Consider the following 21,867-nt stretch of genomic DNA (forward strand, 5'->3'; position numbering starts at 1 on the left):
GGCGCAGCCATCCACCCTACGATCACCACCTACTGTCTCCCTATGCATTCCAAAATCCTCATCCTCGATTTCGGTTCCCAGGTTACCCAGCTGATCGCCCGCCGCGTGCGTGACGCCGGCGTGTTCTCCGAAGTCTTCCCCTATGACGTCAGCGACGAGTTCGTCCGCGAATACGGCGCCTCGGGCATCATCCTGTCGGGCAGCCACAACTCGACGCTCGAAGGCGATTCGCCGCGCGCGCCGCAGGCGGTATTCGAAGCCGGCGTGCCGGTGCTGGGCATCTGCTACGGCATGCAGACCATGGCGGCCCAGCTGGGCGGCAGGGTCGAGAACGGCCTGAAGCGCGAATTCGGCTACGCCGAAGTGCGCGCCCGCGGCCATACGGCGCTGCTCAACGGCATCAACGACTTTGTGACCGACGAAGGCCACGGCATGCTGAAGGTCTGGATGAGTCACGGCGACAAGGTGCTGGAGATGCCGGAAGGCTTCAAGCTGATGGGTTCGACCGACAGCTGCCCGATCGCCGCGATGGCCGACGAAGAGCGCCGCTTCTACGCGTTGCAGTTCCACCCGGAAGTGACCCACACCACCCAGGGCGAAGCCATCATCGGCCGCTTCGTGCACGAGATCTGCGGCTGCAAGTCGGACTGGAACATGCCCGACTATATCGGCGAAGCCGTCGCCAAGATCCGCGAGCAGGTCGGCACCGATGAGGTGATCCTGGGCCTGTCGGGCGGCGTCGACTCGAGCGTCGCCGCCGCGCTGATCCACCGCGCGATCGGCGACCAGCTGACCTGCGTGTTCGTGGACCACGGCCTGCTGCGCAAGGACGAAGGCAAGATGGTCATGGACATGTTCTCCAAGAACCTCGGCGTAAAAGTCGTGCGTATCGATGCCGAGGCGCAGTTCATGGGTCACCTGGCCGGCGTCACCGACCCCGAGCAGAAGCGCAAGATCATCGGCCGCGAGTTCGTCGAGGTATTCCAGGTCGAAGCGGGCAAGCTGACCAACGCCAGGTGGCTGGCGCAGGGCACGATTTATCCGGACGTGATCGAATCGGCCGGCAAGGGCAAAAAGGGCCAGACCATCAAGAGCCACCACAATGTGGGCGGCCTGCCGGAGACCCTGAACCTCAAGTTGCTCGAGCCGCTGCGCGAGCTGTTCAAGGACGAGGTGCGCAAACTCGGCGTGGCGCTGGGGCTGCCGCATGACATGGTCTATCGTCATCCGTTCCCGGGCCCTGGCCTGGGCGTGCGCATCCTGGGCGAGGTGAAGAAGGAGTATGCCGATCTGCTGCGCGAGGCGGACGCGATCTTCATCGAAGAGCTGCGCAACACCCCGTTCGAAGTGCCGCACGTGCCGGGCATCGATGCGGGCAAGGCGCCGGTGAACTGGTACGAGGCGACCAGCCAGGCGTTCGCCGTGTTCCTGCCGGTGAAGTCGGTGGGGGTGATGGGCGACGGGCGTACTTATGAGTACGTGGTGGCGCTGCGTGCGGTGCAGACGCTGGACTTCATGACGGCGCAGTGGGCGCATTTGCCGCATTCGCTGCTGGGCAAGGTGAGCAATCGGATCATCAACGAGGTGCGTGGTTTGAATCGCGTTGTGTATGACATTTCGGGCAAGCCGCCGGCGACGATTGAGTGGGAGTGAAACGCAGCGTGGCAAAGAGTGGCATCAACGACGCCTGAGCCCCTGATTTCCTCATCCTGGACGGGGGCAGCGGCGCCCGGTTGCCTGTTGTGCCGGCTTCCCTGCGTCGCCTGGACGCCCGATGCCGCGCGTGCTTGATACGGCCCGACAACTGGCGCTGACCGCTGGCGGCGTGCTCGTCTTCGTATCGGCTCGAACGCTCGAAGTTCTCCCGCCTCGCCTCAGGCGGATGCCTTGATCAGTTCCAGCACTTCACGGAAGCGTGCCTGCCTGCAGTCGCCCAGCCACTCGAACATGACCATCTCGTGGGTCACGATCGTCGCGCCTGCGTGGGCCAGTCGGCTCATCGCAGCGGCGTGATCGCCGGGGTGGCGCGAACCGCTTGCATTGGCGACGACCCAGACGCGCTTCCCGCTTTCAAGCAGTCCGAGCGCCGTTTGCATCATGCAGACGTGGGCTTCGCAACCGGCGATGACGATCTGCTCGCATCCGGGCTTCGCGTCGTCCAGCGCGCCCAGCAGCCCGTCTTTGCACGCGTCGAAGTGGGTCTTGGCGAGGGTGCGGTCACACCCGGCCTTGACCTGTTCAAGGTTCGGTCCGAGCTTGTCCGGATTCTGTTCGGTCCCCAGTACTGGAATGCCGAGCAGCCGCGCTACCTGGCCGAGCAGCTGTGCAATGCCCGCGACGTGGCTAGCTTCGTGAATCGCCGGCATCAGCCTCGACTGGTAGTCCACCAGCACCAGTACGCTTTTTTCAGCACGCATCATAGTCATCGTCAACTCCGCGAATGCGCTTCAGCCCGGGAGACCAGCTGTGCGAGATAGGTGTCGAACAGATCCTGCGATGCTTGCCTGAACATGCGGATACGCCCGGTGTGGCTGAGCACCAGCAAACCGACGGTATGAGCGAACAGCGCGGTGACTTCTTGCAGCGCCTTCGTCGCCGTCAGGCCGAGCTGTTGCAAGGCGTCCTGAGAGGGCTGCAGCGCATCGCGCAGGCGTGCATTGAGCGTCTCGTTCAGTTCCGGCGTCAGGCCCCGCGGCTGCATGCCCTGGAACAGGTAGAAGCCGAGGTCGAGGTCGCGCGAATTCTCGCGATAGAATTCAAAAAAGGCCCGCGCCGTCGCGCGCAGGCAGTCCGCTCCCGGAGCGCAGTTCTCGCGGGCGTGCTCGACCAGCGCATTGAGCCTGTCGAGCGATTCGCCGAGCAGGGCGCCGTAGAGTGCTTCCTTGCTGGCGAAATAGCTGTAGATCGCGCCTGGCGTGTAGCCGGCCCGGTGCGCGATCTCGCGGATGCTCGTCTTTTCCATTCCCAGTTCGAAGAAGGCCGACCGCGCGGCATCCAGGATCAGTTCGCGCCTGACGTCGGCCAATGCCTGGTGGCGTGCCTGGCGCGCGACCTGGGTCTCCTTTTCCTTCTTGCCGGCGCTGCGGCGGGGTGCGGACGATGGGGTGTTCATGGGGTCAGTATAAACGTTGACAAGCGGATTGAACACCGTTTAATCTGAAGATCACTGTTCAATGGAGATCGCGATGAACGTCCCCCACGAAGCTGCGCCGGCCACCTGCGTCGACCTGATGTCCGGCGAGCAGTACCGCGAATCGCTGCGTGAGTACAAGCCCAGGGTCTACGTCGACGGACGCGAAGTCGACAGCGTGGCCGACGAGCCGGCCTTCCGGCCCGGCATCAATGCCCTGGCCTACACTTACGACTACGCGCTGCGCCCCGAACTGCAGCCGATCGCGCTGGCCACCCAGACCCGGCGCAACCGTGTGGTCAGCAGGATGCTGCACCTGAACGAGTCGGCCGGCGACCTGTTGAACAAGCTCGAGGCCGTGCGGGTGCTGTGCCAGGAAACGGGGTGCGCGCAGCGTTATCTGGCCCACGATGCCCTGAACGGGCTGGCGCAGGCGGTCGCCTGTATCGACGACGCCAAAGGCTCGGCCGAGCACAGGGCCCGCTTCGATGCCTACCTGGCCCACGTGCAGGACCAGGATCTGTCGATCGGCGTGGCGATGACGGACGCGAAGGGCGACCGCAGCAGGAAGCCGCACCAGCAGGCCAATCCGGATACCTACGTCCACATCGTCGAACGCAACGGCAAGGGCATCGTCATCAGCGGCACCAAGGCCATCGTGACGGGCGGGCCCTACATGCACGAGTTGCTGGTCATGCCGAGCCGGAACATGGGACAGGAGGACGAAGACTTTGCCGTATGTTGCGCGGTGCGTGTGGATGAACCGGGCATCACGATCGTCGCCCGGCCGGCGGGGCGACCCGGCGAAAAGCTGGAGCACGGAGACGCCCTGTTCTCGCGCAAATACGGCCAGTCCACGGCCGTGGTCATGTTCGACCGTGTCTTCGTTCCCTGGGAACGCGTGTTCTATGCCGGCGATTGGGAACACAGCCATGTGCTGACCTATAGCTATGCGACCCACCACCGCCACAGCTGTATCGCAGCGCGCGCCGGGTTCGGCGACCTGCTCATCGGCGCCGGCGCACTGATGTGCGAAGCCAACGGCCTCGATCCGGGCGCCAAGAGCAATCTGCGCGACCCGATGGTGGAGCTGATCACCATTACCGAGGGCTTCTATGCCTGCGGTGTCGCGGCAAGCGTCTATGCCACCCAGGACAAATACAGCGGCTCATTCATGCCCGACCCGGTGTTCAGCAACATCGGCAAGTTGCTGCTGGCGACCAAAATCTACGACATGCACCGGATCGCGCACGAGGTTTCCGGCGGCCTGATCGTCGCGCTGCCGGGGCCGGACGAAGACCATAACCCGGCGACGGCTGCCAGGCTCTCCGAAGTGCTGCAGGCCAGCCCGGACATCCCCTACGACAAGCGCATCGAGACGGCACGCTTCATCGAAGACCTGACGGCATCCTATCAGGGCGGCTGGTACTCGGTGATCAGCCTGCACGGTGGCGGGTCGCCGGCCGCCATGAAGCAGGAAATCTGGCGCAACTACCCGGTCGGAAGCAAGGTCGAGCTGGTGGAGCGCCTGCTCGAGCGTGGTATCCTGCACGACGAAAGTCGCTCGATCACCAGGAATCGCCAGCCCGGCCGCTGCTGCGATACCGGCTGCTCCAAGCCGGGGCAGCCGGTGATGGTACCGCTTCCCGTGAGCACCCGAGCGCAGTGATACCGATGCCGCCGGCTGCCGCGGGCGGCCCGGCCCTGATGAATCACTCACATCTGGAGCGCGCATGGATTATCCGGTCTTTTACCATGAGTCGATCGAATCGCCGGAGACTTTCTGGTCTCGCGAGGCACAGGCCATCGACTGGCATCGCCCCTTTGACGCCGTCCTCTCCACGGCAAGCCCGGAATTTGCCAGGTGGTTCGCTGGCGGCAAGCTCAACCTTTGCCATAATGCGGTCGACCGGCATCTCATCGACCGTGCCGACCAGCCCGCCCTGGTCTGGCATTCGACCGAAGTCAACCAGGAACGCATCTACACCTACGCCGATCTGCACGCGGAAGTGCAGGCGATGGCGGCCGTATTTGTCGCGCATGGTGTCGCCCAGGGCGACCGTGTGCTGATCTACATGCCGATGATTCCGGAGGCCGCGTTCGCGATGCTCGCGTGCGTCCGGCTGGGCGCCATTCACTCCGTCGTGTTCGGTGGCTTTGCCAGCGCAAGCCTGGCGACGCGCATCGAAGATTCGGCCCCGAAGCTGATCGTCTGCGCCGACGCGGGTTCGCGCGACGGCAAGGTCATCGCCTACAAGCCCTTGCTCGACCAGGCCATCGAAGCCTCGGCCTACAAGCCGCAGCAGGTACTCGTCGTCGATCGCGGACTGAGCGCGCCAGCGTGGGTCGAAGGGCGGGACGTGGACTATGCCGGCGCACGGGCCAGGGTGGCCGGGGGCGCGTCCGTGCCATGCGCATGGGTCGATGCATCCCATCCCTCGTATATCCTGTACACGAGCGGGACGACAGGCAAGCCGAAAGGGGTGCAAAGGGATACCGGTGGCTATGCGGTCGCCCTTTCCTCCAGCATGAAGCACATCTTCCTGGGCGAGCCGGGCGGATCCTTTTTCGCCACCAGCGACATCGGGTGGGTCGTCGGGCACAGCTATATCGTCTATGGCCCCTTGATTGCCGGGATGACGACCCTGATGTACGAGGGCCTGCCGACACGGCCGGGCCCGGATATCTGGTGGTCGCTGGTCGAGCGCTTCCGGGTGCGGGCGATGTTCAGTTCCCCGACGGCCGTTCGCGTGCTCAAGAAGGAAGGGCAGGATGCGGCGCGCAAGCATGACCTGAGCTCGCTGCGGGCCCTGTTCCTCGCCGGCGAACCGCTCGACGAAGCGACGTCCGGCTGGGTGCAGGATACCTTGCAGGTGCCGATCGTCGACAACTACTGGCAGACCGAAACCGGCTGGCCGATCCTGGCATCGGCCATCGGCTTCGACAAGTGCGCGCCGAAGGCGGGCAGTGCGGGATTGCCGATGTACGGTTACGACGTCAAGCTGATCGACGAGCTCACCGGCGAAGAGATCGCCGGCGCCAACCGGAAGGGCGTGGTCGCGATTGTGGCGCCGTTACCGCCCGGTTGCATGCAGACCGTGTGGGGCGACGACGACAGGTACGTCGACACTTACTGGCGCAGCATTGCCGGGAAAGTCGTCTACAGCACGTTCGACTGGGGAGTTCGCGACGAGGACGGGTATTTCTTCATCCTGGGACGAACCGACGATGTCATCAACGTGGCAGGCCATCGCATCGGCACGCGCGAACTAGAAGCATGCATTGCGGCCCACCCGGCGATCGCGGAGGTCGCGGTGGTCGGCGTGGCGGATTCGCTGAAGGGACAGGTGCCGCTGGTGTTCGCGGCCGTCAAGCAGGGCAGCGCTCGGCTGAAAGCCGACCTGAAACAGCTGGTTGCCACCCAGTTGGGAGCGGTGGCGCGGCCATCCGATATCCATTTCGTCTCCGCGCTGCCGAAGACCAGGTCGGGGAAACTGCTGAGGAGGGCACTGCAGGCGCTCGCCGAAGGGCGCGACCCGGGCGACCTGAGTACGCTTGAAAATCCTGCCGCCATGGTCGAAGTGGCCGAGTCTCTACAAAAGGAGCCAGTCGGTAGTTAGCACCGGCGCTGCGCATCCCCAGCCACCCGCAGCTTCTCTCGTCGACTGCCGTCGACCGGCATTCGGCCTGGCTCGAGCACAAGATCTCCCGAACCGTCCCGCCACGCGCCGGTCAAACCTGACTTCCTCGGCCAGATCGGAGCACCTCATTAACACCAACGTGCCTGAGCTATGCGACAGCGCCAATGGACAGCCCGCGGCAGGCCGGCCGGTTTGCGTTCAGTTTCCCATAGAGGACGATCATGGCCATCAAGAACATTGCAATCGCCTGCCAGGGCGGGGGCAGCCATGCGGCGTACACGGCGGGTGCGCTGCCGGTGCTGCTGCCCCGCTTCGACAATGTCCTCATTGCGCGCTCCGGCGGCAAGCGGAACTTCGTGGAAGAGGGCAGCGGTGAACACCTGAACCTGGCCGGCATCAGCGGCACCTCGGGTGGCGCGATCAGCGCGCTGCTGGCCTGGTTCGGTTACCTGACCGGTGGACCGCAGGCCGCGCAGGCCCGGCTCGACGCCTTCTGGGATGCGAACTGCGCGCACCAGCCGGGCGAACGCATGCTCAACGAGATGACGCAGTTGACGGGCCGTATGCTGAGCGTCGATCTGAAGTTCAGCCCCTATCTGCCGCCACTGCGCGATATCGAACGCTTCGCCACCCGGACGTGGCCTTGGATGACGAATATGTGGCCGCCCTTGGGTAACTGGATCCGCGACCACTATTTCCAGTTGCGCGAAACGGTCGCACCCCACGTGGATTTCGAACTCGTCGGCGCGATCGGCGATTTCTGCAGCATCGCCCAGGAGGTGAAACGCTGGCAGTCCTGCGACCTGGAGGCAAGGATGGTCGACGCGGGGCAGCCGGGCCACGCCGACATACGCACGAAACGCCATGCCATCGAGGAGAGGATCCGGGCGAAAATGGAGACCACGCGCCGCCTCGTGGATCGGATTGCCCGCCAGGACCTGGAACCGGACTGCGTGCTGCGCGCCGCCTTCGACGCCTGGGAAGTGCCGCAGTACAGCTTTGAGCCCGCCTCGCTCGACCGGCTGGCTGCAGCGGTGCAGGATGTCAGCTACACGATCCCGCAGCTCCTGATTGGCGCCGTCGACATCGACAGCGGCGCTTTCCTCGCCTTCAGCTCGGAACGTTCGCCGGAGGAGGCCGGTGTGACGCTCGACGCGGTCATCGCCTCGGCTTGCCTGCCGTGGATGTTCAAGGCACAGGAGATCGCCTGCATCGACCCGGACACCCAGGAATTGCGCGCCACCGCCTGCTGGGACGGCCTGTTCTCCCAGAATCCGCCGATCAAGAACTTCATCTCCCACCTCGTCGATCCAGCCAAGAAGCCCAACGGACTGTGGATCCTGCAGATCAACCAGGACAAATGCGATTTCAGCAAGCGCATTGCAGACGTGACCGACACCTATCGCTATGGGAGCGAGCTCTGGCATCGGCGCGACACGCTGTCGGGCAACCTGTCGCTGAACCAGGAAATGGCCTTCATCGAAGCGGTCAACCGCCGGCTGGACGACCCATACCAGGCCGGGCGCTCGCAGGACAAGCCGGTCGAAATGGCGCGCATCGTCATGGATGCGGAAGCGGTCAGCGCCGCCACGGGGCGCGAACTGGGTATCTTTTCCAAATTCGACCGTGACCTGGCGCTGAAAAACACGCTGGTCGAGCATGGGCGCGTGCAGGCCGCGCATTTCCTGGCATTGCGCGGCGACCGCGACCCGCTATGCAGCGACCTGGCGGGCGCGCTGGAGCAGTGCGGCGCGCGGCCTGGCAGGGGGCGGGCGCGGGCGGCGATCTGGCGCTCCGCGCAAATCTTCGGCGCAATGCTGTCGCCGGACGTGCTCACGCTCGACCGTGCGCCGGGCATGCACCGGGACGGCGTGCCCGAGGGCAGCCTGATGTGGCACGTGAGCGATGCGGTCGTCGACGGCCGGGTCGTTGGCATCAGGGGCCGCACCGCACTGCTGAACCAGGGAGACGGCTGGCGGCTGGGCGAAACGCGGCTGCTCGAAGTGTGGCAGAAGGAGGCGGCGGTCGCGCAGCGGCCGGGACCGACGGACCGGGAGCAGGAGCTGCAGCCCCCGCCGGCCGGCGCCGAGCGGCGTCATACGGCGGCAGCACGGCCGCGGGGCTTGCACTAGGATGGTGTCCCGGCGCCTGTCCTGCTGCTTTCATCGGCGGGCTGGCGGACCCGATTCATGCTCGCTGCTGCCACGGGCATGGGTGAGCCCGGCATGGTATTGCTCGTGGTATTGCTCACGCAGGACTAATAAATCCGAAACGGATTCAGCAGCTTACCTGAACCATTGATTATCGAATGGGATTGACTGGAGTCCTCTAAGTAACTGATTTTGAATTGAAAAATAAAGAGCCGTTGATCATCGGATTGAATGATCAACGGCTTTTTTACTGTCTTGGCCTGAATCGCCACGAGTTTTCTAGGCACTCGAGAGCCGTTGGAAATACTGCTTTTCATACTCGACCGGCGACAAGTCATTGCTGAAGCTGTGCCGGCGCTTCGGATTGTAGAACATCTCGATGTAATCGAAGACATCCTGCCTTGCCTCTTCCCGGGTGCCGTAAATCTTGCGTCGGATTCGTTCCCTTTTCAAGAGCTGGAAGAAGCTCTCGGCCACGGCGTTATCGTGGCAGTTTCCTCGTCGGCTCATGCTTTGCTGCAGATTGTGCTGGCTCAGGAAGTCGCGCCAGTCATAGCTGCTGAACTGACTGCCCTGATCGGAATGCACCATCACCGTATTCTTGGGCTGCCGCCGCCAAACCGCCATCAAGAGCGCATTCATCGCCAGCTCGCGATCGATGCGTGAACTCATCGACCAGCCAATTACCTGGCGCGAGAACAGATCAAGCACCACGGCTAGATAAAGCCAGCCCTCATAAGTGCGGATGTACGTGATATCTGTCACCCAGACCCGATTCGGTTCTTGCACGTCGAACTGGCGCTGAAGATGGTTGGGCGCTACCAGCGAAGGGGCGCCGCCGCGTTTGTACTTGCGCTTGGCGTAGCCGGTTTGCGAACGAATCCCGGCCGACCTCATCAGACGGTGGACGCGATTGATGCCGCATTGTTCACCGAGCTCGCGCAGATCGTCGCTGACTTTACGGTAACCGTACACGCTGCCGCTTTCCAGCCACGATTCCTTGATGGGAACCAGAAGGCGCTTGTCTTCCCTGGCTCGCTTGCTTTCAGGGCTCAGGCGCCACGCATAGAAGCCACTCGGATGCACCTCGAGCACTTTGCACAGCCGGCGCACCGGAAATTGGTCCTGCAACTCAATAATTAAGGTGTACCGTACCCGGACGTCTTGGCAAAGTACACCGCGGCCTTTTTCAATATGTCACGCTCCTCCGTGACGCGCTTGAGCTCGGCCTTCAGGCGCCGCATCTCGTCGGACTGGGCATCGACAGCCTTGCGCTCCGCCTCGGGCACGCCATAGCGCTTCGTCCAGGCGTACAGACTGTGGATGCTTATCCCGAGCCGTGCCGCTACTTCGCTCGCCGGGTGACCGCCCTGCGCCACCTGCTTGACCGCTGCAATCTTGAATTCCTCTGTGTACCGCTTACCGCTCATATCTTCTCCTTGTGCCCGACATTATGGCTCAGGAGTGTCTACTGAAGTCGTGGCGATTCAGTGAGCTTGTGCAGACTGAATGTCCCTCCAAGCAAGCGCGCATTTTTCTTGGCCAGGATCGACTAGGCATCGAGGTCGCCGAAGGTAGTGGATGCGAATGCCCTGTGAAAACGAGAGTCCTGTTTTCGTCACAGTAAATGACATTTCACAATACAAAATGCTCGCTGCGCAGCAGCAGAAATTTATTCTGCTCTATAAGACTTGTTTTTACTATGTGAAATGAAACTCGTAGGTTATTGAAAACAAAGGAAATTAATTTACTTCATCGCGGATGGGTTTAACGCGTGCGATGCAGCAGAACTGCGTACCATTAAATACATGAAGCCGCTTGCTGTATGGGCACTGGCAACATGCTCGGTCATCCAGGTTTTTTAATCCGCAAATCAGGAGTTATTCATGTCTCAGTTTCAAGCCGATATCGAATCGATTTCCAGTCTCAAGAAGGTGTACGGAAGCGCATGGAATGCGATCAATCCCGAGTCTGCCGCACGCATGCGCGCCCAGAACCGGTTCAAGACCGGCCTCGATATCGCGCGCTACACCGCCAAGATCATGCGCACCGATATGGCGGCCTACGATGCCGATCCGTCCATGTATACCCAGTCTCTCGGCTGCTGGCATGGCTTCATCGGCCAGCAAAAGCTGATTTCGATAAAAAAGCATTTCAACAGCACGGATCGCCGCTACCTCTACCTGTCGGGTTGGATGATCGCAGCCCTGCGTTCGGAATTCGGCCCGCTGCCGGACCAGTCGATGCATGAAAAAACGACGGTGCCCGCCCTGATCAAGGAGCTATATACCTTCCTGCGCCAGGCCGACGCACGCGAGCTGGGCGACCTGTTCCGCCAGCTGGACGGCGCATCTAGCGCCGCCAGGGAGGAAATCCAGCAAAAGATCGACCGGCACGTGACCCATGTGGTGCCCATCATCGCCGACATCGACGCCGGTTTCGGTAACGCAGAGGCGACCTATCTGTTGGCCAAGCAGATGATCGAAGCGGGCGCTTGCTGCATCCAGCTTGAAAACCAGGTGTCGGATGAAAAGCAGTGCGGTCACCAGGACGGCAAGGTCACCGTGCCGCACGAGGACTTCCTTGCCAAGATCCGCGCGGTCCGCTACGCCTTCCTCGAACTGGGCGTGGACGACGGTGTGATCGTTGCCCGTACCGATTCCCTGGGCGCTGGCCTCACGAAGCAGATCGCGTTTACCCGCGAACCCGGCGACCTGGGCGACCAGTACAACGCCTTCCTCGACGCCGAAGAAGTGTCGGTCGAGTCCCTGAATAACGGCGACGTGCTCCTCAGCCGCGACGGCAAGCTGGTGCGCCCCAAGCGCCTTCCGAGCAACCTGTTCCAGTTCCGCGAGGGAACGGGCGAAGCCCGCTGCGTGCTCGACAGCATCACCTCGCTGCAGAACGGCGCCGACCTGTTGTGGATCGAAACCGAGAAGCCGCACATCGGCCAGATCGGCGGCATGGTGAAGGAGATCCGCAAGGTGATTCCGAACGCAAAGCTGGTCTATAACAACAGCCCGTCCTTCAACTGGACCCTGAACTTCCGCCAGCAAGTGTTCGACAGCATGAAGGCCGAGGGCAAGGATGTCGGCGCATACGAACGCAACATGCTGATGAGCGCCGAATACGACGAGACGGAGCTGGCGCGCATCGCCGATGAAAAGATCCGTACCTTCCAGGCCGATGCCGCGCGCGAGGCGGGCATCTTCCATCACCTGATCACGCTTCCGACCTACCATACCGCGGCATTGTCGACCGACAACCTGGCCAAGGAATACTTCGGCGATCAAGGCATGCTGGGCTATGTGAAGGGTGTGCAGCGCAAGGAAATCCGCCAGGGCATCGCCTGCGTCAAGCACCAGAACATGTCCGGTTCGGATATCGGCGACGATCACAAGGACTACTTCAGCGGCGAAGCTGCGCTGAAGGCCGGTGGCAAGCACAATACGATGAATCAGTTCTGATCGGCTGCTGGAACGGGGGCGCCTGCCGAGCGCGGCGCCCAACATTCTCACCAATCTCTGGGACAACCATGAATAATACAAACACCGGCTCCGCAAGCACCCTTGCGACTGCCCCGCAGAGCGACGGCGCAATGGACGATCGTCTTCGCGACCACCGCCAGATTCACACAGACCCGCAGGTGCGGACCTTGACGGAAACCGCCGGCTTTTCCGAACAGCCGGCGAATGACGCCGTACGGCCAGTGGGCCGAGTAGGGATCATGGGTGCTCACGGTGCGAGTATCAACCTCGCCATGGGCCTGCTTGACGCCGGCATGCCGGTCACCGTGTTCGACAAGCGGGATGCGCTCGACCAGGGGCTTGCGCTGCTTCGCTCGCGTTACGAACAGTCACTGGTCAGTGGAGCACTGGCTGCGGGCCAGCGCGACTGGCGGCTTGCGCTTTGTAGCGCCACCGCCAGGTTTCACCACCTGAAGGACTGTGATCTCGTCATTGATATGATGTCCGTCGAAACCCAGCTCAGGGAACGATTCTTCCGGCGGCTCGACGAAATCGGCAAGTCCAGCGCAATCCTGATCGTCAACGCTTCTGGATGCGGCGTCGACCGGGTTGCCCGCGTCACCAGGCGCCCCGCCGATGTACTGGGGCTGCGCTTCTCGAACCCTGTCGATCCGTCAGAAAAACTTGTATTGGTTCGTGGACGGGAAACCTCGGGCGAAGCGTATGCTACGACAGCCGGACTGTTCTCCACCATCGGGAAGCTGGCAGAAGAATAGCGCTCGTCCAGCGGCCGCAAGCTGTCCAGATCGGTTGCCGGCAGCGAGCCCGGGACGTCTTGTAGCAGGGGCCGGCATAGTTGCAGCAAACCATTCTTCGCGTTGGACTCGAGACAGTCGTCCCGTGTTCGACATGGCCCGGACCGAGGTACATGGTATATCGGATGGTATCGACGAGTCTTTGGCCATAGGAAGCTCCCTCTGTTCAATGACTTAGCTCAGCCATTGTTCATTGAGTGGGCGTGAGCGGAGTTCCCTAAGTAACTGATTTTGAATTGAAACTGAAGAGCTGTTGGTCATTTGGGGTGAGTGATCAACATCTTTTTTCTATCTTGGCCGACTGGTTTAGTTACGTGCCGATGGTCGACGTGCTGCTTAAAGCCTCACGCGCCTTTCAAATGCTTTGCGAAGAATTTCAAAATGCTCGAGTTCATCGTCGATAGACTTGATCTGACCGTGCGTCCGACAGGCATGAGCGCAGCCGCCACGCATGGCAGAGCCGAACGCGCGGTCGAACGCGCCGATCACCCCACGGAAATCCGCGATCCCGCGCACCGCATCAGTCAGACAAACCCTAGCGCGCCAGCGTCAGCACCGCCACCCCCGCCAGCACCATCGCCCCGCCCATCCATGTCCGCGCCGACAAGACCTCCCTCTGCGCGAACAGATAATACCCGCCCGGGATCACCAGGAGCGGCGTGCTCAGGGTGATCAGGTTGGACAGCGCGACCTCGATATAGCGCAACGACCAGATCGAGCACACCTGCGCCGAGATCGTCAGCACGCCGCAGGCCACGAACAGCAGCAGCCCGCGCCGGTCGGCCGCGCGCAGGCTGGCGGGCAGGCCGCGGACTTCCCGGCCGAGCGCCAGGGACAGCAGCAGCCCGGTGGCCGCGCCCAGCAGGGCGCCGACGATCGGCTGGTTCCAGTCGCGGATCGCCGCGCCGCGCACCACGGTCCCGATCGCATACGCCATCGATCCGCCGGCGCCGAGCATCAGGGCCGAACCCTTGATGCGGTCTGTCAGGCGCGGGCGCACGGGCGCCGGTCCGGCGCGCTGGCCGCGCGAGAACATGCCCGGCACGTAGCCGATCAGCGCCAGCCCCAGGATGGTGAACACGATCGCTCCCGTCCTCGGCGGCGACAGCGTCTCGCCCAGCGCGGCCCAGGCGATCAGCGCCGCGAAGCCGGGACTGCTGACCTGGAACAGGCTGGCCTTGGACGATCCCATGCGCACCACCGCCTCGAAGAAGAACCAGCGTCCGAGATAGGTGGAAAAGGCCCCGCCCAGCATGAAGAACAGCGCCGCCTGCCACGACCAGCCGATGCCGGTTCCGGACAGCAGCAGCTGGCCCGCCAGCAGCAGCGCGCAGAACACGACATTGACGCTCACCGAGACCAGGAAGCCCAGTTCGAGGCCGACCCGCATCGAAGCCTGCTTGATCAGCAGCACATTGGCCGAGAACATGCCCAGCGCGGCCACGGCCAGGACGATGCCGAAGCTGTGCGCGGTCATCCCGCGGCCGCTAGCGCGACGTCGTGGCCCTCGCGGCCGGAGTCGAGCAGCGCCAGGCAGACTTCCAGGGTGGCGCGCGCCCAGCGGCCGTCGTGCAGCGGCGTCACGCCGTGCGCCACCGCGTCCACCAGTTCGTCGATCACTTCGAAGCGCGGCACGGCCGGCGCGGGCAGCGGATGGTGTTCGCGCTTGCGGTCGCCATACACCATCACCCCGGACGGCAGCGGACGCAGGTCGGCGCGCTCGCAGCTGACCACCAGCGGGCCGAAATGCTGGTGCAGGGCGGCCGCATCCAGCGCCGGCGGCCGGTAGTCCGGCCCACCGTAGGTGCCGGCCGCCTTCAGGCGCGCCTCGGCCTCGCTTGATGCCAGGGTGTCCAGGCGCCGCCGCGCGGCGCCGTAGTCGTCCGCGTTCCTGGCATTGCCCATCTCGCCGGTCCAGCCCATCCACTCGTCCGAATCGAAGTGCGCGTAGCCGCTATAGGTGAGCGAGGCGAAGGCGCCGTCCGCGAACCACAGCATGGCGCTGTAGGCGCCCTCGGTGGGGCGCGACGGGTCCCAGGCGCCCAGCGCGGCGCGCACCCGCACCACCGGGCTGCCGGCCAGCAGGCGCACCACGTCCACCTGGTGGGCGGCCTGGCTGAACACCACGCCGCCGCCTTCGGCCGTCATCAGTTCTTCGGGCCGGCGCGGGCGGAACAGGAAGTCGGTGTAGTTCAGGGCGTGGATCATCTTCACCCTGCCGTATTCCCCACCCGCCACCAGCGCGCGCGCCGCCAGGTAGGGCGAGTCGAAGCTGTGGCAGTGGCCCACCACCAGGTGCACGCCCGCTTCCCGGCAGCACGCGATCATCCGATCGCACTCGGCCAGCGAGAGCGCCATCGGTTTCTCCACCAGCACGTGCTTGCCCTGGCGCGCCGCGACTTGCGTGTGGTCCGCATGGAACTGGTGCGGGCTGGCGATGTAGATGGCGTCCACCGCGGCGTCGGCGGCGAGCTCCTCGATCGTCGCGTAGGCGTTGGCCGCGAAATCCTGCGCGAACCGTGCGCGCGCGGTGGGGCGCGGGTCGCAGGCCGCGACCAGCGCGATCCTGGGGTCGCGCAGGAAGGTGGGCAGCATCAGCGAAAAGGCGCGTCCCAGTCCCGCGACGCCCAGCCGGATGGTCGGTGCTGTCATGGCGCCGTCCTCACAGGTCGATCACGATCGTGTCGGTCTTCGCGCGCGATACGCAGGGCATGATGTGGTCGTCCATCTCGTCCGGCATCAGGACCATGTCGCGGTGGTCGGCCACGCCCTCGAGCAGGCGCGTGCGGCAGGTGCCGCAGGTGCCGCTCTCGCACGAGGCGCGCACCTCGCAGCCGCCGGCGCGCAGCACGTCCAGGATGCTTTGCCCGACCGGGACTTCGAATTCGCGGCCGCTGGCGGCCAGCCTGACGGTGAAGGGTCGGTCGTCGGGGCGCGCCGCGCCGCCCTGGGCGAAACTCTCGAAGTGCAGGTTGGCGCTGTTCCAGTGGCCGCCCATGTCGCGCACCGCTTCCATCAGGCCGCGCGGGCCGCAGCAGTAGATATGCTTGCTGCTGGGGCGCTCGAGCACCGGCCACAGGTCGAAGGCCTGGGCGGCGTCGCCGCAGTCGTGGTGGATCACCACGTTGGCGCGCAGCTCGGGCGTCGACAGTTCTTCCAGGAAGGCGGTGGTCTCCGGCGACTGGGTGAAGTAATACAGCTTCCATGGCGCCGGCGGCAGCTCGCCGAACGAGCGGATCATCGACAGGATAGGCGTGATCCCGATGCCGCCGGCGATGAAGATGTAGCCGGCGCGGGTGTCGACCAGCGGGAAGGCGTTGTCGGGCAGCGAGGTCGGCAGGATCATGCCTTCACGCGCCTCGTCGTGCATGCTCAGCGACCCGCCCTGGCCGTTGGGGTCGCGCTTGACGGCGATGACGTAGCGCTCGCGTTCGTTCGGGTCGTTGCACAGCGAATATTTGCGCAGCATGCCGTTCGGCGCCTGCACTGTCACGTGCGCGCCGGGTGTAAATGGTGGCAGCTCGGCGCCGTCCGCGGCCCGCAGCTCGAAGGTGCGGATGCCGTTGGCCGCGTCGCCGACGCTGGCAATGCGCAGCTGCATCATCGCTTCAGTGGTGATTTGCATGTCTCGTTCCTTCCAGTAGCGCCCGCGCTCCAGCCGCCGCGGCCGATGTCTTCCATCGGCGCGTCGCGCACATCGCGCGCCCGCGCCGCATCGAGGGTATCGTCGTGTTCGAACCTGGCCGGGCCGCGGCTCAGATCTTGTACGACTCGTAGGTGGCGGGATGGAACAGCTCGTCCACGTCCATCAGGCGCGCCGACAGGCCCTGCGCGTGGTGTGCGCGCACGAAGGTCTCGAGGGTCTTGCGCGCCGGCTCCACGCCGTACGACCAGTAGTCCGCGCCCATCAGCTCGCGCGCGGCCTTGAGCTGCTCTTCGACGAAGGGCAGCGTGACTTTGGTGGCCGAGGTGTCGGCCAGCTTGTCGAGCGCCGCGTCCTTGGCCTGGCCGAAGGCCTTGGCAACCGCGCCCGGCAGCCATGGATGCGCGGCCGCCAGTTCCTTGCGCACGCCCACCACGTGCATGATCGGGAACACGCCGGTGCGTGCGTAGTACTCCTTGGCCGTGGCGGTCGGGTCGTCGAACAGCCAGCCCACGTTCGGGTTGCGGGCCGCCGCGCCGCTGGGCGGGCGCGGGGCGATGAAGCCGTCGATCTCGCCCGCGTCCAGCATGTCGGAGATGGTGCGGTCGGGCGGGGCGCTTTCCATCTCGACGCCAGGCGGCAGCTGCAGCTTGATCTTCTCGGGACGGCCCGGGGTGTCGATCCCGCCGCGCACCCAGGTCACGTCTTGCGGCGCCACGCCGTAGTCGTTCTGCAGGATGGCGCGCGCCCACACGATCGCGGTCAGCTGGTACTCGGGAATGCCGATGCGCGCGCCCTTCAGGTCTTCGGGACGCTTGACGCGGTCCTTGCGCACGTAGATCGAGGTGTGGCGGAAGGCGCGCGACAGGAACACCGGGATCGCCACATAGGGGCTCTCGTCGCGCGAGGCCTTGACCAGGTAGCTCGACAGCGACAGCTCGCTGATGTCGAATTCACGGTTGCGGAAGGCGCGGAAGAAGATCTCTTCCGGCGACAGGGTCATGTAGACCGGATCGACGCCGTCGATCTGGACGCTGCCGTCGAGCAGGGCGCGGGTGCGGTCATAGTCGCCCATGGCGACGGAAAGGTTCAGCTTGGCCATGCGTGTGTCTCCTTGTGATTATTGGTCTGAGCGGGCAGTCGGCGCTCAGTCGTTCGGGCCGTCCGTGTTGTACGACGGCTCCAGGGCGGCCACCGGCCGGGTCCAGATGTACTCGGCCTCGTAGTTGCGCCAGTCGACGGTCTTGGGCACGATCGCCTGGTACGACACGTCGCGCGGCGGGATCCGCAGTTCGCCGGTGCCGATGGCCGCTTCGCCCTGCTGGAAGGCGGCCAGGGCGTCGAGCATGCGGCGCCGGAACTCGACCACCGCGATGTCGCTGGCGCCGAGGCGCTCGCGGGTGCGGTCGGCCACCGGGCCCATGGTCACCCACATCGCCAGGTCCTGGTTCGGGAAGCCCGTGATGCCGGTGAAGTTCCCGGCCTTCATCTTTTCGCGGTCCTGCATGAAGTTGTTCTCGCGCGTGCGCAGCGGGCGGTACTCGGCGTCGAGGTCGACGCCCACGCGCTGGCCCAGGAACTTGCGCCAGGTCTCGGTTTCCGGCGTCTGCGAAGGATGGCCCCAGGCGATGAAATAGAAGGCCGTGCAGGTGTCGTCACGCGGCACGTTGATGTTGGCCACGTTGTACAGGTTGTTGGGCGGGATCAGCGCGGTGGCCGGCGCCACGAAAATCGTCGAGCGCACGTAGTCGTGGGTCGCGGCGTTGGCGATCGGGCGCCGGATCGCGGCATAGCGAAAGCCATAGCCGGTGCGCTGGACCTGCATGCGCGGCGCCTTGTCGGTCGACGGCCGCAGCCAGTTCTTGTCGGTGGCTTCGGCGCTGCTGACGCGGGCCGGCACGAAGTCCGACGAATGCAGGCTCGAGCTGTGGGCCGAATCGATCGCGCCTTCCAGGATCTGGGCCCAGTTGCACGGCACCAGCACCTTGGCGATGCTGACCCGGGTATCGGCGGTCGGCGCCCAGGCCGGCGGTGCGAACTCCGGCACGGCGTCCTGCGGGCCCATATAGGTCCAGACGAAGCCGCCCCATTCCTTCGTCGGGTAGGCCAGGTGCTTGACCTTGTCGGCCATGCAGCTCGCCGCCGGCTCGGACGCCATCTCGATCACGTTGCCGCGCACGTCCATCTTCCAGCCGTGATACAGGCAGCGCAGGCCGCCGTCCTCGTTGCGGCCCAGCGCCAGCGAGGCCTTGCGGTGCGGGCAGTATTCGTCCATCACGCCGACCTCGCCTTCGGTATCGCGAAACACCACCAGGTCTTCGCCGAACATGCGCGCCCGCACCGGCGCGCCGTCCGGTTCGCTGACCTCTTCGATCAGGCATATGGGCTGCCAGTGGCGCCGCATCAGTTGACCCATCGGCGCGTCGCCCTCGACGCGGCACAGCAAGTCGTTTTCTTCCTTGGTCAGCATGTCTCTCTCCGGATTGTCGAACGCCGGCCGCTGGCGGCCATGCATGAATAAACTTAGATCTCTAAGTATAAGTATAGGATCGGGCAAACGGTTTGTCCAGTGCGTTCCGGGGTTTTTCGCGCGCGGCGGGCAGGGACGGGCGCGCGCGGGCGCGCCGCCATGGCGCTGGCCGCGGCGGCGTGAAGGTCGGCGGGGGGAGGGAGGGAATGAGGCCGCGCGGCGGCCGGTGGACGAGGGTGCGGGCGCGGGCCCGGCTTACTTGGCGGCGCTGCGGGCGACGATGTCGCCGAGGCGGCGGGTGGACGGCATCTTGCGCGCGACGTCGGTGGCTTCGCGCTCGTCGGCCGCGAGATTCTTGATGATGTTGAGCAGCACCTTGCGGGTGACGCGGATCTCTTCCTCGCTGCTGCCTCGCATGCTCACGTCGTTGACCTCGACCGCCAGCGGCACCAGCTTGCTTTCCAGCGCGCGGCCGGCCTCGGTCAGGAACACGTACATGTTCTTCTTGTTTTCGGGCGACTGGCGGCGCTCGATATAGCCCAGTTTTTCCATGCCGGTGAGGGCGGCATAGGTGGTGGGCTCCATCACCCCGGCCGCCTCGCTCAGCGCGCGCTGGGTCACGCCGTCCTTGCCCCACAGGATGCGCAGGAAGGTCCAGTGGCCGAACGAAACGTCGTGCTCGATCAGCCGGATCTGCAGGGCCCGCACCAGGGCGCGGGTCGCGTCCTTGACCAGGTGGGCGAGGCGGTCGTCGAAGCCGCCGTCCTGCCAGTGGTTGAGGATGGCTTCGGTTTCGTTGTTCGCCGCGGTCTTGGTCTTGGTCTTGGTCTTGGTGCTCATGGGGGCAATGCTGCGTCGTCGGCTCGGAACCGTCATTATACGAGGCGCCGGCGCGCGGTCGGCGCGCGGACCCGCCGACCGCGCGCCGGCCGGCCGTTCACGCGGTTTCCGCGAACGCGCTGATGCTGCGCTCGAAGGCCGACAAGACCTCGGTCTCGATCGCATGCAGCTCGGGGCTGCCGTAGACGCGCGGATGCGGCAGGTCGACCTTGATCACCTGGGCGATGCGGGTCGGCTTGGGCGTGTACACCACGATGCGGTCGGCCAGGTAGCAGGCCTCGACGATGTCGTGGGTCACGAACACCACCGTGCGGCGGTCCTTGAGCCAGGCGTCCACCAGTTCCGAACGCAGGCGGCGCGCGGTCAATTCGTCGAGCGCGCCAAACGGCTCGTCCATCAGCAGCAGGTCGGGATTGCGGATGTAGGCGCGGGCGATGCCGACCCGGTGCTGCATGCCGCCCGAGATCTGGTGCGGATAGAAGTCTTCGTAGCCGGACAGATTCACCAGTTCCAGCACCTGGCGGATCCGTTCGTCCTCGCCGGGCACGGCGCGGCCGCCTTCGGCGCGCAGCGCGAAGCGCAGGTTCTGTTCCACCGTGCGCCACGGCAGCAGCCGCGGCTGCTGGAACACGTAGCCGTAGTGCGGCTTTTGCCGGGCTACCGGCACGCCGCCCACCTTCACCTCGCCGCGGGTGGCCTCCAGCAGGCCGGAGATGCAGTTGAGGGTGACCGACTTGCCGGAACCGGATGGGCCCAGCAGGCACACGAATTCGCCGTTCGCGACCTCGAAGCTGACGTCGTCGACCACCAGCAGGGGGCCGGTCGCGGTGTCGAAGACCTTGGTCAGGCCCTGGATGTCAATGCTGCTCATGTGATGTCCCTTTATGCTTTCTTCCAGCGGGTGATGAAGGCTTCGATGGGCTTGATGATCAGCCATTCGGACAGCATCATCAAGAGCACCAGCCACAGGGTCCAGGCGAAGACCTCGGTCGGTCGGCTGAATTCCCAGCCGACGAACAGCTTGTAGCCGACCCCGCCGCCGCCGGCGCCGCCGGCGAACAGTTCGGCCAGCACGCTGATCTTCCAGCACATGCCGAGCATGGTGCGGCTGGCGCTGAGCAGGTACGGGGTCAGGCTCGGGAACACGATGTGGCGCAGCACCATCGTGCGGTTGGCGCGCACCGATTCGCTCATGCCGAGCAGCAGGCCGTCCACGTTCTTGAGGCCGGCGGCCACGTTGAACGAGACGATCGGGAAGGCCGCGACGACGATCGTAAACACCACCGAGAACGGGGTCAGGCCGAACCAGATCAGCGCCATCAGCGCCCACACCACATAGGGCACGGTCTGCACGAAGTTCAGGATCGGGTTGGTGAACGATTCCATGCGCGCCAGCGCGAAGCCGATCAAGGTGCCGAACACCAGCGAGATCACGGCGCCGATCAGCACCGAGCGCGCGGTGGCCAGCGTGGCCGGGATCAACAGGCCGTCCTGGTGCAGCAGGCCGATGGTGTCGAGGATGTCGCCCAGTGGCGGGAACACATAGGCCGGCTGGGTGGCGGCGATCAGCTGCCAGACCGCGACCAGCACCAGGTAGGGCAGGATCGCGACGGCGGTGCGCCTGAGGCGCGCGCCCCACGGCGACGGGGCGGAATGCTTGGCCGCGGCGCCCGACGGCGCCGCGAGGGTTTGGGAAGTCATCATGGCATCG

At 64.7% G+C, this 21,867-nt stretch carries 17 protein-coding genes; 6 read left to right on the forward strand and 11 right to left on the reverse strand.

What is annotated here, in order from left to right; genetic code table 11:
* The first annotated feature begins 42 nt into the window (after positions 1 to 42).
* Positions 43 to 1,653, forward strand: coding sequence for a glutamine-hydrolyzing GMP synthase (gene guaA, locus ACZ9AQ_RS04975; RefSeq protein ID WP_429202324.1), 1,611 nt, complete (start codon positions 43 to 45; stop codon positions 1,651 to 1,653).
* A 221-nt stretch (positions 1,654 to 1,874) separates the two neighbouring features.
* Here the strand turns inward: guaA and ACZ9AQ_RS04980 are convergent, their stop codons facing one another.
* Together ACZ9AQ_RS04980 and ACZ9AQ_RS04985 are read right to left on the reverse strand one after the other, a co-directional pair.
* The gene (locus ACZ9AQ_RS04980) at positions 1,875 to 2,426 is read right to left on the reverse strand and encodes an isochorismatase family protein (protein ID WP_429202323.1); all 552 of its coding nucleotides are present in this window, start codon (positions 2,424 to 2,426) and stop codon (positions 1,875 to 1,877) included.
* A 2-nt stretch (positions 2,427 to 2,428) separates the two neighbouring features.
* Positions 2,429 to 3,112, reverse strand: a complete 684-nt coding sequence (locus ACZ9AQ_RS04985) for a TetR/AcrR family transcriptional regulator (RefSeq protein WP_429202322.1) — start codon at positions 3,110 to 3,112, stop codon at positions 2,429 to 2,431.
* Between the two features lie 73 nt (positions 3,113 to 3,185).
* Between ACZ9AQ_RS04985 and ACZ9AQ_RS04990 the strand changes: the two genes are divergently transcribed.
* From ACZ9AQ_RS04990 to ACZ9AQ_RS05000, 3 genes are all read left to right on the forward strand, one after another.
* A complete protein-coding gene (locus ACZ9AQ_RS04990) occupies positions 3,186 to 4,799 on the forward strand; it encodes a 4-hydroxyphenylacetate 3-hydroxylase family protein (RefSeq protein WP_429202320.1) in 1,614 nt (537 codons plus the stop codon).
* A 64-nt stretch (positions 4,800 to 4,863) separates the two neighbouring features.
* A complete protein-coding gene (locus tag ACZ9AQ_RS04995; protein ID WP_429202318.1) occupies positions 4,864 to 6,750 on the forward strand; it encodes a propionate--CoA ligase in 1,887 nt (628 codons plus the stop codon).
* Positions 6,751 to 6,992: 242 nt separating this feature from the next.
* Complete coding sequence (locus ACZ9AQ_RS05000) at positions 6,993 to 8,903, forward strand: patatin-like phospholipase family protein (protein ID WP_429202316.1); 1,911 nt, start codon at positions 6,993 to 6,995, stop codon at positions 8,901 to 8,903.
* Positions 8,904 to 9,200: 297 nt separating this feature from the next.
* Here ACZ9AQ_RS05000 and ACZ9AQ_RS05005 read toward each other — a convergent pair.
* A protein-coding gene (locus ACZ9AQ_RS05005) for an IS3 family transposase (protein WP_429202314.1) occupies positions 9,201 to 10,351 on the reverse strand; the annotation gives its coding sequence in 2 pieces (ribosomal slippage) (positions 9,201 to 10,111 and positions 10,111 to 10,351; 1,152 coding nt in all).
* A gap of 456 nt (positions 10,352 to 10,807) precedes the next feature.
* On the opposite strand from ACZ9AQ_RS05005, the gene ACZ9AQ_RS05010 reads away from it, so the two are divergent.
* Both ACZ9AQ_RS05010 and ACZ9AQ_RS05015 read left to right on the forward strand, forming a co-directional pair.
* On the forward strand, positions 10,808 to 12,388 hold the full coding sequence (locus ACZ9AQ_RS05010; protein ID WP_429202313.1) for an isocitrate lyase: 1,581 nt from the start codon (positions 10,808 to 10,810) through the stop codon (positions 12,386 to 12,388).
* A 68-nt stretch (positions 12,389 to 12,456) separates the two neighbouring features.
* Positions 12,457 to 13,164, forward strand: coding sequence for a 3-hydroxyacyl-CoA dehydrogenase NAD-binding domain-containing protein (locus ACZ9AQ_RS05015; protein WP_429202311.1), 708 nt, complete (start codon positions 12,457 to 12,459; stop codon positions 13,162 to 13,164).
* Between the two features lie 574 nt (positions 13,165 to 13,738).
* Here the strand turns inward: ACZ9AQ_RS05015 and ACZ9AQ_RS05020 are convergent.
* From ACZ9AQ_RS05020 to ACZ9AQ_RS05055, 8 genes are all read right to left on the reverse strand, one after another.
* Entirely contained in the window at positions 13,739 to 14,680 is a 942-nt protein-coding gene (locus ACZ9AQ_RS05020) for a DMT family transporter (protein ID WP_429202309.1), read from the reverse strand.
* Positions 14,677 to 15,855, reverse strand: coding sequence for a Gfo/Idh/MocA family protein (locus ACZ9AQ_RS05025; protein ID WP_429202307.1), 1,179 nt, complete (start codon positions 15,853 to 15,855; stop codon positions 14,677 to 14,679). Before ACZ9AQ_RS05025 ends, ACZ9AQ_RS05020 begins: the two co-directional genes overlap by 4 nt.
* A 10-nt stretch (positions 15,856 to 15,865) precedes the next feature.
* On the reverse strand, positions 15,866 to 16,828 hold the full coding sequence (locus ACZ9AQ_RS05030; RefSeq protein WP_429202305.1) for a PDR/VanB family oxidoreductase: 963 nt from the start codon (positions 16,826 to 16,828) through the stop codon (positions 15,866 to 15,868).
* A 130-nt stretch (positions 16,829 to 16,958) separates the two neighbouring features.
* Positions 16,959 to 17,948 carry a substrate-binding domain-containing protein gene (locus tag ACZ9AQ_RS05035; protein WP_429202304.1) on the reverse strand — a complete coding sequence of 330 codons (990 nt, stop codon included), beginning with the start codon at positions 17,946 to 17,948 and terminating at the stop codon, positions 16,959 to 16,961.
* A 45-nt stretch (positions 17,949 to 17,993) separates the two neighbouring features.
* Complete coding sequence (locus tag ACZ9AQ_RS05040) at positions 17,994 to 19,316, reverse strand: Rieske 2Fe-2S domain-containing protein (RefSeq protein ID WP_429202302.1); 1,323 nt, start codon at positions 19,314 to 19,316, stop codon at positions 17,994 to 17,996.
* A gap of 255 nt (positions 19,317 to 19,571) precedes the next feature.
* Positions 19,572 to 20,156, reverse strand: a complete 585-nt coding sequence (locus ACZ9AQ_RS05045; RefSeq protein ID WP_429202301.1) for a MarR family winged helix-turn-helix transcriptional regulator — start codon at positions 20,154 to 20,156, stop codon at positions 19,572 to 19,574.
* 97 nt (positions 20,157 to 20,253) lie between these two features.
* Positions 20,254 to 21,027, reverse strand: a complete 774-nt coding sequence (locus tag ACZ9AQ_RS05050) for an ABC transporter ATP-binding protein (RefSeq protein ID WP_429202299.1) — start codon at positions 21,025 to 21,027, stop codon at positions 20,254 to 20,256.
* Positions 21,028 to 21,038: 11 nt separating this feature from the next.
* The gene (locus ACZ9AQ_RS05055) at positions 21,039 to 21,860 is read right to left on the reverse strand and encodes an ABC transporter permease (protein ID WP_429202297.1); all 822 of its coding nucleotides are present in this window, start codon (positions 21,858 to 21,860) and stop codon (positions 21,039 to 21,041) included.
* Positions 21,861 to 21,867 lie beyond the last annotated feature (7 nt).

This window comes from Massilia sp. UYP34 (genome assembly GCF_056279385.1).

What these genes read in the sequence shown, in the direction of transcription:
- ACZ9AQ_RS05020 (WP_429202309.1), bottom strand. Translation starts at nt 14,680, where the DNA reads ATGACCGCGCACAGCTTCGGCATCGTCCTGGCCGTGGCCGCGCTGGGC.
- ACZ9AQ_RS04985 (WP_429202322.1), bottom strand. Translation starts at nt 3,112, where the DNA reads ATGAACACCCCATCGTCCGCACCCCGCCGCAGCGCCGGCAAGAAGGAA.
- ACZ9AQ_RS05000 (WP_429202316.1), top strand. Translation starts at nt 6,993, where the DNA reads ATGGCCATCAAGAACATTGCAATCGCCTGCCAGGGCGGGGGCAGCCAT.
- ACZ9AQ_RS04980 (WP_429202323.1), bottom strand. Translation starts at nt 2,426, where the DNA reads ATGACTATGATGCGTGCTGAAAAAAGCGTACTGGTGCTGGTGGACTAC.
- ACZ9AQ_RS05050 (WP_429202299.1), bottom strand. Translation starts at nt 21,027, where the DNA reads ATGAGCAGCATTGACATCCAGGGCCTGACCAAGGTCTTCGACACCGCG.
- ACZ9AQ_RS05045 (WP_429202301.1), bottom strand. Translation starts at nt 20,156, where the DNA reads ATGAGCACCAAGACCAAGACCAAGACCAAGACCGCGGCGAACAACGAA.
- ACZ9AQ_RS05025 (WP_429202307.1), bottom strand. Translation starts at nt 15,855, where the DNA reads ATGACAGCACCGACCATCCGGCTGGGCGTCGCGGGACTGGGACGCGCC.
- ACZ9AQ_RS05010 (WP_429202313.1), top strand. Translation starts at nt 10,808, where the DNA reads ATGTCTCAGTTTCAAGCCGATATCGAATCGATTTCCAGTCTCAAGAAG.
- ACZ9AQ_RS05040 (WP_429202302.1), bottom strand. Translation starts at nt 19,316, where the DNA reads ATGCTGACCAAGGAAGAAAACGACTTGCTGTGCCGCGTCGAGGGCGAC.
- ACZ9AQ_RS04995 (WP_429202318.1), top strand. Translation starts at nt 4,864, where the DNA reads ATGGATTATCCGGTCTTTTACCATGAGTCGATCGAATCGCCGGAGACT.
- ACZ9AQ_RS04990 (WP_429202320.1), top strand. Translation starts at nt 3,186, where the DNA reads ATGAACGTCCCCCACGAAGCTGCGCCGGCCACCTGCGTCGACCTGATG.
- ACZ9AQ_RS05030 (WP_429202305.1), bottom strand. Translation starts at nt 16,828, where the DNA reads ATGCAAATCACCACTGAAGCGATGATGCAGCTGCGCATTGCCAGCGTC.
- ACZ9AQ_RS05035 (WP_429202304.1), bottom strand. Translation starts at nt 17,948, where the DNA reads ATGGCCAAGCTGAACCTTTCCGTCGCCATGGGCGACTATGACCGCACC.
- guaA (WP_429202324.1), top strand. Translation starts at nt 43, where the DNA reads ATGCATTCCAAAATCCTCATCCTCGATTTCGGTTCCCAGGTTACCCAG.
- ACZ9AQ_RS05015 (WP_429202311.1), top strand. Translation starts at nt 12,457, where the DNA reads ATGAATAATACAAACACCGGCTCCGCAAGCACCCTTGCGACTGCCCCG.
- ACZ9AQ_RS05055 (WP_429202297.1), bottom strand. Translation starts at nt 21,860, where the DNA reads ATGATGACTTCCCAAACCCTCGCGGCGCCGTCGGGCGCCGCGGCCAAG.